The sequence below is a fragment of the Kitasatospora sp. NPDC059088 genome (assembly GCF_042738155.1).
Classification (GTDB): domain Bacteria; phylum Actinomycetota; class Actinomycetes; order Streptomycetales; family Streptomycetaceae; genus Kitasatospora.
Genome location: NZ_JBHYGR010000053.1, coordinates 20929 through 32386 on the forward strand (window position 1 = coordinate 20929; position 11458 = coordinate 32386).

General features: G+C 71.8%; 2 protein-coding genes. One reads left to right on the plus strand and one right to left on the minus strand.

Annotated features, from left to right (window positions below):
• Positions 1-654: 654 nt before the first annotated feature.
• Positions 655-981, minus strand: coding sequence for a hypothetical protein (locus ACFWXO_RS23650; protein ID WP_380525682.1), 327 nt, complete (start codon positions 979-981; stop codon positions 655-657).
• Positions 982-1171: 190 nt separating this feature from the next.
• On the opposite strand from ACFWXO_RS23650, the gene ACFWXO_RS23655 reads away from it, so the two are divergent.
• On the plus strand, positions 1172-11458 hold a 10287-nt coding region (locus ACFWXO_RS23655), incomplete at its 3' end, for a hypothetical protein (RefSeq protein ID WP_380525683.1).

Below are 11458 nucleotides of genomic sequence, written 5' to 3' on the forward strand. Positions count from 1 at the left end.
CTTTTTCTGTTAATCCGTCCGGGGGGTTCCCCTGGGCATTTCTGTGCCCCCCGCCCGGGGGCTTTGGGGTGAGGGTCGTTTGGTCCGCCCCCCCCGGTGGGGGGGGGGGGGCGGTCGCGAGAGGAGACGCCGGATGGCTCCGGTGAGGTCGTTGCTCGGCGGTCGGTTCTCGACGGCCATGCGTGGTGTGCTCGCGCTGCTCTGCCTGCTGCCCCAGGGCGGACTGGCGCTGGCCGCCGCCCCGCCCGCGTACGCGCCCCAGGAGCCGTCCGAGGAGCAGCGGGCGCTGGTGGCGTGCACGCCGACCGGCACCTTCACCAACTGCACCCGGTTCACCTACAGCGGCGGCGACCAGACCTTCACCGTGCCGGCCGGTGTCACCAGCGTCTACGCGCGGCTCTGGGGCGGTGGTGGTGGCGGCTCGCCGAGCGCCTACTACACCGGTCAGTTCGGCGGCGGTGGCGGCGGCTACACCACCGGCACCATCGCCGTGACGCCCGGTCAGAGCCTGACCGTCACCTCCGGTCAGGGCGGTCTGATGAACCGGACCACCGCGGTGTACGGCGGCGGCGGTCCCGGCGGCCGGGGCGGGGCCGGCGGAGGCCTGGCGACGGGCGCCAGCGGCGGCGGCATGAGCGCCGTGTGGAACGGCAACTACGGCGGCACCCCGCTGCTGATCGCCGGCGGCGGCGGCGGTTCCTCGCCGGGCGCCGACACCGGCACCCCCGCCGCGGGCGGCGGCGGCGGGACCAGTGGCGGCCAGGACAACCGCCCGGCGAGCTCCGGCCGCGGCGGCACCCAGAGCGCCGGCGGCGCGGCCGCCACCCAGACCAGCTGCGGCAGCGCCACGGCGGGCAGCCGCTTCCTCGGCGGCAGCGGTGCGCCCAACAACAACGAGGGCGGCGGCGGTGGCGGCGGCGGCCTGTACGGCGGCGGTGGCGGCGCCTGCCAGGGCCCGAGCTCCCTGGAGCTCAACGGCATGGGCGGTGGCGGCTCCGGCTACACCGGCGGCACCGGGGTGACCAACGCGCAGACCGCCGCCGGCGCCAACAGCGCCGCCAACGGCCAGGGCGGCCTGGCCGCAGGACGCGACGACGCGCTCTACGGCTCCGGCATCGGCAACGGCGGCGGCACCGCCAACGGCGGCAACGGCGAGGTCACCCTGGAGTGGGTGACGCAGATCGGCCTGTCCATCAGGAAGACGGCCGCCCCGACCACCTACGTCCCGGGCCAGACCCTCACCTACACCGTCGTCGTCAGCAACGCCGGTCCGGCACCCGCCGTCGGCGCGGCGGTCCGGGACGCGCTGCCCGCCGCGCTGTCCGGGTTCACCTGGACCTGTGCGGCCGGCTCCGCGAGCAGCGGCTGCGGCGACGCGAGCGGCACGGGCAGCATCGACACGACGGCGACGGTCGCGGTGAACGACTCCGTGACGTACACGGTGACCGGCACGGTCCCGTCCGGGACCACCGGCACCCTGTCGAACACCGCGACGGTGACCCGCCCCAGCGCCACGACGGACCCGAACTGCGGACCGACCTGCTCCAGCTCCGTCGACACCCCGGGCCGGGTGACCACCGGACTGTCGGTGACCAAGACGCCCGACAAGAACCCGTACGTGCCCGGGCAGCCGCTGACCTACACCATCGTGGTGAAGAACGCCGGCCCCTCGGACGCCGTCGGCACCTCGGTCGCGGACAAGCTGCCCAACGCGATCCAGGGCTTCACCTGGAGGTGCACGGCCTCCAGCGGCAGTAGCTGTGGTGCCACCGCGTCCGGCACGGGCGACATCAACACGACGGTGAACATCCTGGCGGGCGGCCAGGTGAGCTACACGCTCACCGGCACGGTGCCGTCGGACGCGAACGGCTCACTGGACAACCGCGCCACGGTCACCCCGCCCACCGGCGCCACCGACCCGAACTGCTCACCGAAGTGCACCAGCACCGCCAACCCCATCCCGCCGGGCAACCAGGCGAACCTGGTCGTCTCCAAGACCCTGCTGACCAGTCCGGTGGTGCCGGGCCAGCAGGTCAAGTGGCAGGTGAAGGTCACCAACAACGGGCCCTCCCGGGCCCGCAACGTCGTCGTGACCGACCAGGTCCCGGCCGGGGTCACCGGGGCCGCCATGGTCAACGACCAGGACGGCAGCGCCTGCCCGGTCGCCAACGGCACGGCCACGTGCCCCGCCGTCGAGATCCCGGTCAACGGCACCGCCAGCTGGACGCTCAGCGGCACGCTCGACCCCAACGCCACCACCACGCCGACCAACTCCGCCGTCGTCACCGGCGGCCCCGACCCGTCGGCGTCCTCGCGCACCGCGGTCGCCTCGCCGACCGCGACGCCCACGCCGCAGGCCGGCCTGACCATCTCGAAGACGCTGCTGACCAGCCCGGTGGTGCCCGGGCAGCAGATCCAGTGGCGGGTGACCGTCACCAACAACGGCCCGTCGCGGGCGCGGAACGTGGTCGTGACCGACCAGGTGCCGGCCGGGGTGAGCGGCGCTTCGATGAAGGCCGACGCGGACGGGACCGCCTGCTCGATCAGTGGTGGTGTCGCGACCTGCCCGGCGGTGGAGATCCCGGCGGGCTCGTCCGCGAGCTGGACGCTCAGCGGCTCGCTCGACCCCAACGCCACCACCACGCCGACGAACACGGTGACGGTGACGGGCGGGCCCGACCCGTCGGCCTCGACCCGCACCGCCGTGGCCTCGCCGACCGCCGCGCCCACGCCGCAGGCGGGCCTCAAGGTCTCCAAGTCGCTGGTGACCAGCCCGGTGGTGCCCGGCCAGCAGATCCAGTGGCAGATCAACGTCTTCAACTCCGGTCCGTCGCGGGCCCGGAACGTGGTGGTCGCCGACCAGATCCCGGCCGGGGTCAACAACGCCACCATGACCGGGCCGAACGGCACCACCTGCCCGATCGCCAACGGCGTCGCCACCTGCCCGGCGGTCGAGATCCCGGCCGGCCAGGCGCTGAACTGGACGCTCACCGGGACGCTGGACCCGAACGCCACGGCGACGCCGACGAACACGGTGACGGTGACGGGCGGTCCCGATCCGACGGCTGCCACGCACACGGCGGTGGCGTCCCCGTCCAACTCGCCGGTGCCGCAGGCGAACCTGGCCGTCTCGAAGGTGCTGCTGACGAGCCCAGTGGTGCCGGGGCAGCAGGTGCAGTGGCAGGTGTCGGTGACCAACAACGGGCCTTCGCGGGCGCGCAATGTGGTCGTGACGGATCAGGTGCCGGCTGGGGTGGGCGGTGCGTCGATGGCGGGTTCGGACGGTTCCACCTGTCCGATCAGTGGTGGTGTGGCGACGTGTCCTGCGGTGGAGATCCCGGCGGGGCAGACGATGACGTGGACGCTCTCCGGGACGCTGGACCCGAACGCCACGGCGACGCCTTCGAACACGGTGACGGTGACGGGTGGTCCGGATCCGACGGCTGCCACGCACACGGCGGTGGCGTCTCCGTCCAACTCGCCTTCGCCGCAGGCCAATCTGACTGTGTCGAAGGTGCTGCTCACCAATCCGGTGGTGCCCGGTCAGCAGGTGCAGTGGCGGGTGTCCGTCACGAACAACGGTCCGTCGAGGGCCCGGAACGTGGTGGTGACGGACCAGGTGCCGTCCGATGTCGCCGATGCCTCGATGCGGGCCGATGCGAGTGGGGCTGCCTGCCCGATCAGTGGTGGTGTGGCGACGTGTCCGGCGGTGGAGATTCCGGCCGGTCAGACGGTGACCTGGACGTTGACGGGAACGCTCGCCTCCGATGCGACGGCGACGCCTTCGAACACGGTGACGGTGACGGGTGGTCCGGATCCGATGGCGTCCACGCACACGGCGGTAGCGTCTCCGTCGAACTCGCCTTCGCTGCAGGCGAATCTGTCGGTGTCGAAGGTGCTGCTCACGAATCCGGTGGTGCCGGGTCAGCAGATTCAGTGGCAGGTGTCGGTCACGAACAGCGGGCCGTCGCGGGCGCGGAACGTGGTGGTGACGGATCAGGTGCCGTCGGGGGTGAGCGGTGCGTCGATGGCGGGTTCGGACGGTTCCACCTGTGCGATCAGTGGTGGTGTGGCGACGTGTCCGGCGGTGGAGATCCCGGCCGGGCAGACGATGACCTGGACGCTCTCCGGGACGCTGGACCCGAACGCGACCACCACGCCGACCAACTCCGTGACAGTGACCGGCGGTCCTGACCCGACGGCGTCCAGCCACACGGCGGTGGCCTCGCCGACCTCGTCGCCCACGCCGCAGGCCGGGCTGAGTATCGGCAAGGTGCTGCTGACGAACCCGGTCGTGCCGGGCCAGCAGATCCAGTGGCAGGTGACGGTCACCAACAACGGGCCCTCGCGCGCCCGGAACGTCGTCGTCACCGACCAGGTACCGGCGAGCGTCAACGGCGCGTCGATGACGGCAGACGCCGACGGCGCCAACTGCCCCGTCAGCAGCGGGGTTGCGACCTGCCCCGCTGTGGAGATCCCGGCCGGGCAGGCCCTCACCTGGACGCTCACCGGCACGCTCTCGCCCGACGCGACGACCACCCCGACGAACACGGCGGTCGTCACCGGCGGCCCCGACCCGGCGGCCACGGCCCGTACGGCGGTCGCCTCGCCAAGCTCCTCGCCGACGCCGCAGGCCAAGCTCGTCGTCTCGAAGGCGTTGCTCACCGATCCGGTGGTCCCCGGCCAGCAGGTGCAGTGGCGGGTGACGGTCACCAACAACGGGCCCTCGCGGGCGCGGAACGTCGTGGTCACGGATACGGTGCCGGCGGGCGTGAACGACCCGAGCATGGTGGCCTCCGACGGGACCGCCTGCCCGATCGCGAACGGGACGGCGACGTGTCCGGCGGTGGAGATCCCTGCGGGCTCGTCCGCGACCTGGACGTTGACCGGGACGCTGGCGCCGGATGCGACCGTGACGCCGACGAACACGGTGACGGTCACGGGTGGTCCCGACCCGTCGGCGTCCACGCACACCGCTGTCGCTTCGCCGACCTCGACGCCTTCGCCTCAAGCGAAGCTCGTCGTCTCGAAGGTGCTGCTCACGGATCCTGTGGTCCCGGGTCAGCAGGTGCAGTGGCGGGTGTCGGTCACGAACAACGGTCCGTCGCGGGCGCGGAATGTGGTGGTGACGGATCAGGTGCCGTCGGGGGTGAGCGGTGCTTCGATGACGGGTTCGGACGGTTCCACCTGCCCGATCGCCAGCGGTGTCGCGACGTGTCCCGCGGTGGAGATCCCGGCCGGGCAGATGATGACGTGGACGCTCTCCGGCACGCTGGATGCGAACGCGACGACCACGCCGACCAACACGGCGGTCGTCACGGGCGGTCCTGACCCGACGGCGACCGCGCACACCGCCGTCGCCTCGCCGAGCACGTCGCCCTCGCCTCGTGCGAACCTCACCGTCTCGAAGTCGCTGCTGACGAACCCGGTGGTGCCGGGTCAGCAGGTGCAGTGGCAGGTGAGCGTCACGAACAACGGTCCTTCGCGGGCGCGGAACGTGGTGGTGACCGATCAGGTGCCGTCCGGGGTGAACGGTGCCTCGATGAAGGCGGATGCTGACGGCTCCACCTGCCCGATCGCCAGCGGTGTCGCGACGTGTCCCGCAGTGGAGATCCCGGCCGGCCAGACGATGACCTGGACACTCTCCGGCACGCTGGACCCGAACGCGACTGCGACCCCCGGCAATACGGTGACGGTGACGGGTGGCCCGGACCCGACGGCGTCCACGCACACAGCGGTGGCGTCTCCGTCCAACTCGCCTTCCCCGCAGGCGAATCTGACCGTGTCGAAGTCGCTGCTGACGAACCCGGTGGTGCCCGGTCAGCAGATCCAGTGGCAGGTGTCGGTGACCAACAACGGGCCGTCGCGGGCTCGGAACGTCGTGGTCACGGATACGGTGCCGTCCGGGGTGAACGACGCCTCGATGCGGGCCGACGCCGGTGGGGTCGCCTGCCCGATCAGTGGTGGTGTGGCGACGTGTCCGGCGGTGGAGATTCCGGCAGGGCAGACGATGACCTGGACGTTGACGGGAACGCTCGCCTCCGATGCGACGGCGACGCCGTCGAACACCGTGACGGTCACGGGTGGTCCGGACCCGACTGCCGCCACGCACACGGCGGTGGCTTCGCCGTCGAACTCGCCGTTGCCGCAAGCGAATCTGTCGGTGTCGAAGGTGCTGCTGACGAACCCGGTGGTGCCGGGTCAGCAGATCCAGTGGCAGGTGAGCGTCACCAACAACGGGCCTTCGCGGGCGCGCAATGTGGTGGTGACCGATCGGGTGCCGGTTGGGGTGAGCGGTGCCTCGATGACGGGTTCGGACGGTTCCACCTGCCCGGTCGCCAGCGGTGTCGCGACGTGTCCGGCGGTGGAGATCCCGGCCGGCCAGACGATGACCTGGACACTCTCCGGGACGCTGGACCCGAACGCGACCACCACGCCGACCAACTCCGTGACGGTGACCGGCGGTCCCGACCCGACGGCGACCAGCCACACGGCGGTCGCCTCGCCGACTTCGTCGCCGACCCCGCAGGCCGGGCTGAGTATCGGCAAGGTGCTGCTGACGAACCCGGTCGTGCCGGGCCAGCAGATCCAGTGGCGGGTGAGCGTGACCAACAGCGGTCCCTCGCGGGCCCGGAACGTCGTGGTGACGGACCAGGTGCCGACCAGTGTCAACGGCGCGTCGATGACGGCGGACGCTGACGGTTCCACCTGCCCCATCGCCAATGGTGTGGCGACGTGTCCGGCGGTGGAGATTCCGGCGGGGCAGACGGCGACCTGGACCCTCAGCGGCACCCTCGACCCCAACGCGACGTCGACGCCGGGCAATACGGCAGTGGTGACGGGCGGCCCCGACCCGAGCGCGACGGCGCACACGGCTGTGGCCTCGCCTTCGAACTCGCCGTCGCTGCAGGCGAATCTGTCGGTCTCGAAGGTGCTGCTCACCGATCCGGTGGTCCCGGGCCAGCAGATCCAGTGGCGGGTGACGGTCACGAACAACGGGCCGTCGCGGGCGCGGAACGTCGTGGTCACGGATGCGGTGCCGGCGGGTGTGAACGACCCGAGCATGGCGGCCTCCGACGGGACCACCTGCCCGATCGCGAACGGGACGGCGACCTGTCCTGCGGTGGAGATCCCCGCGGGCTCGTCCGCGACCTGGACCCTGACCGGGACGCTGGCGCCGGACGCGACCGTGACGCCGACGAACACGGCGGTGGTGACGGGTGGTCCGGATCCGACGGCGACCGCGCACACGGCGGTGGCGTCTCCCTCGAACTCGCCCGCGCAGCAGGCGAGGCTGACGGTGTCGAAGGTGTTGCTCACCGACCCGGTGGTGCCGGGCCAGCAGGTGCAGTGGCGGGTGAGCGTGACCAACAACGGGCCTTCGCGGGCGCGGAACGTGGTGGTGACGGATCAGGTCCCGTCCGGGGTGAACAGTGCGTCGATGAAGGCGGATGCCGACGGTTCCATCTGCCAGATTGCCAATGGTGTGGCTACGTGTCCGGCGGTGGAGATCCCGGTCGGGCAGACGGCGACCTGGACGCTGTCCGGCACGCTCGATGCGAATGCGACCAGCACGCCGACGAACACGGCCGTGGTCACCGGCGGTCCCGACCCCTCGGCCACGGCGCACACGGTGGTGGCTTCGCCGTCGAACTCGCCTTCGCCGCAGGCGAAGCTGACCGTGTCGAAGGTGCTGCTGACGAACCCGGTGGTGCCGGGTCAGCAGATCCAGTGGCGGGTGTCGGTCACGAACAACGGGCCTTCGCGGGCGCGGAACGTGGTGGTGACGGATCAGGTCCCGTCCGGGGTGAACAGTGCCTCGATGGCGGCGGATGCTGACGGTTCCACCTGCCCGATCGCCAATGGTGTGGCCACGTGCTCGGCGGTGGAGATCCCGGTCGGGCAGACGGCGACCTGGACGCTGACGGGAACGCTGGCGCAGGACGCCACGCTGACGCCGGGCAACACGGTGACCGTGACGGGTGGTCCGGACCCGAGTACGCCGACCCACACGGCGGTGGCGACTTCCTCGAACTCGCCCTCGCCGCAGGCGAATCTGGTGGTCTCCAAGGTGCTGGTCACTGACCCGGTGGTGCCGGGCCAGCAGATCCAGTGGCGGGTGAGCGTGACGAACAACGGCCCTTCGCGGGCTCGGAACGTGGTCGTCACCGACCGGATCCCCGACGGGGTGCTGAACGGGTCGATGAGTGCGCAGGACGGTACGGCGTGCCCGATCGCGAGCGGGACGGCGGCCTGTCCGGCGGTGGAGATCCCGGCCGGGCAGACGCTGACCTGGACGCTCACCGGGACCCTCAGCCCGGACGCGACGATGACGCCGTCCAACACGGCGACCGTGACGGGTGGTCCGGACCCGAGTACGCCGACCCACACGGCGGTGGCGACTTCCTCGAACTCTCCCTCGCCGCAGGCGAATCTGGTGGTCTCGAAGGTGCTGGTCACTGACCCGGTGGTCCCGGGCCAGCAGATCCAGTGGCGGGTGACGGTCACGAACAACGGTCCTTCGCGGGCCCGGGACGTGGTGGTGAGCGACCGGGTGCCGGCTGGGGTGTCGAACGCGTCCATGGCGGCGCAGGACGGTACCGCGTGCCCGATCACGAGCGGGACGGCGGCCTGTCCGGCGGTGGAGATCCCGGCCGGGCAGACGCTGACCTGGACGCTCACCGGGACCCTCAGCCCGGACGCGACGGTGACCCCGTCCAACACGGTGACCGTGACCGGTGGTCCGGACCCGACGGCTGCCACCCAAACGGCGGTGGCGTCTCCTTCCAACTCGCCTGTGCCGCAGGCGAATCTTGCGGTGTCGAAGGTGCTGCTGACCAACCCGGTGGTGCCCGGGCAGCAGATCCAGTGGCGGGTGACGGTGACCAACAACGGTCCCTCGCGGGCCCGGAACGTCGTGGTCACGGACCGGGTGCCGGACGGTGTCAGCGGTGCGGGCATGACCGCCGCCGACGGGACCGTCTGCCCGATCACGAACGGGACGGCCGCCTGCCCGGCGATCGAGCTGGAGGTCGGCCAGTCGCAGACGTACACGCTGAGCGGCACGCTCATGCAGGACGCGACCGTGACGCCGACGAACACGGCGGTGGTGACGGGTGGTCCCGACCCCTCGGCCACGGCGCACACGGCGGTGGCTTCGCCTTCGGCCTCGCCCTCGCCGCAGGCGAAGCTGACCGTGTCGAAGGTGCTGCTGACGAACCCGGTCGTGCCGGGGGAGCAGATCCAGTGGCGCGTTTCGGTGACCAACAACGGTCCTTCGCGGGCCCGGAACGTGGTCGTCAGTGACCGGATTCCGGACGGGGTCTCCGATGCCGTGCTCCAGTCGGACGCCGACGCGAGCCGGTGCCCGATCATCGGCGGGACGGCGGTGTGCCCGGCGATCGAGCTGGAGGTCGGGCAGACCGCCTCGTACACGCTGACCGGGAGGCTGGCGCCGGACGCGACGGTGACGCCGACGAACACGGCGGTGGTGACGGGTGGTCCCGACCCCTCGGCCACGGCGCACACGGCGGTGGCCTCGCCGTCGAACTCGCCCTCGCCGCAGGCGAACCTGAGCATCGCCAAGGTGCTGGTGACCAACCCGGTCGTCCCCGGGCAGCAGATCCAGTGGCGGGTTTCGGTGACCAACAACGGTCCCTCGCGGGCCCGGAACGTGGTCGTGACCGACACGATCCCGGCCATGGTCAACGCCCCCGGGATGACCTCGGACACGGACGGTTCGACCTGTCCGATCAACAACGGCGTGGCGACCTGCCCCGCCGTCGAGATTCCGGCCGGCTCCACCGTGTCCTACACCGTCACCGGGACGCTCGACCCGGCGGCGACCAGCACCCCGGCGAACGTCGCCGTCGTCACCGGCGGGCCCGATCCGACGGCGACGGCCCACACGGCGACCGCGGAGGCCAGTGAGACGGTCGTGCCGCAGGCCCGCCTGACGGTGTCGAAGGTGCTGCTGACCGACCCGGTGGTGCCCGGACAGCGGATCGAGTGGCGGATCAGCGTGACCAACAACGGGCCGTCCCGGGCCCGGAACGTGGTGGTCAGCGACCGGCTGCCGGACGGCGTCGTCGGCGCCGAGCTGACGCCGGACGCGACGCACGCGGCCTGCCCGGTCTCGGGCGGCGTGGCGACCTGTCCGGCGGTGGAGATCCCGGTCGGCGGGACGGCGACGTACACGGTCGCCGGCACCCTCGCCCAGGACGCGACGACGGTGCCCGGCAACACCGCCGTGGTGACCGGCGGACCGGACCCGAGCGCGACGGCCCACACGGCGGTCGCCTCGCCCACCGGCTCGCCCTCGCCGCAGGCGCGGCTGAGCCTGGCCAAGGTGCTGGTCACCGACCCGGTGGTGCCGGGTGGGACGATCCAGTGGCGGGTGACCGTCACCAACCAGGGGCCGTCCCGGGCCCGGAACGTCGTGGTCACCGACCGGGTCCCGGACGGCGTGACCGGCGCCATGATGGTCTCGGACGAGGACGGCACCCGGTGCGCGATCACCAACGGCGTCGCCGGCTGCCCGGCGATCGAGCTGGAGGTCGGGCAGATGGCCTCGTACACGCTGAGCGGGACGCTCGCTGCCGATGCCGTCGTCACCCCGACGAACACGGCGACGGCCACGGGTGGTCCGGACCCGAGCACGCCGACTCACACGGCGGTCGCCTCGCCCACCAACTCGCCGTCACCGCAGGCGAATCTGTCGGTGTCGAAGGTGCTGGTCACCGACCCGGTGGTGCCGGGTCAGCAGATCCAGTGGCGAGTGACGGTGACCAACCACGGGCCTTCGCGGGCGCGCAATGTGGTGGTGACGGATCGGGTGCCGGCCGGGGTGTCGAATGCGTCGATGGTGGCGCAGGACGGTACGGCGTGCCCGATGGCGAGCGGGACGGCGACGTGTCCGGCGGTGGAGATCCCGGCGGGGCAGACGCTGACCTGGACGCTGTCCGGGACGCTGGATGCCAATGCGACGGTGACGCCGACCAACTCGGTCACCGTGACGGGTGGTCCGGATCCGACGGCGTCCTCGCACACGGCGGTGGCTTCGCCTTCGAACTCGCCGTCGCCGCAGGCGAATCTGTCGGTGTCGAAGGTGTTGCTGACGAACCCGGTGGTGCCTGGTCAGCAGGTGCAGTGGCGCGTGAGCGTGACGAACAATGGTCCTTCGCGGGCGCGGAACGTGGTCGTGACCGATCAGGTGCCGTCCGGGGTGACTGGTGCCTCGATGGTGGCGGATGCTGACGGGGCCAATTGCCCGATCAGCGGCGGGGTAGCGATGTGTCCGGCGGTGGAGATCCCGGCGGGGCAGACGGTGACCTGGACGCTCACCGGGACTCTCAGCGCGGATGCGACGGTGACGCCGTCCAACACGGTGACCGTGACCGGTGGTCCGGACCCGAGTACGCCGACCCACACGGCGGTGGCTTCACCGTCGAACTCGCCG

What these genes read in the sequence shown, in the direction of transcription:
- ACFWXO_RS23650 (WP_380525682.1), bottom strand. Translation starts at nt 981, where the DNA reads ATGCCGTTGAGCTCCAGGGAGCTCGGGCCCTGGCAGGCGCCGCCACCG.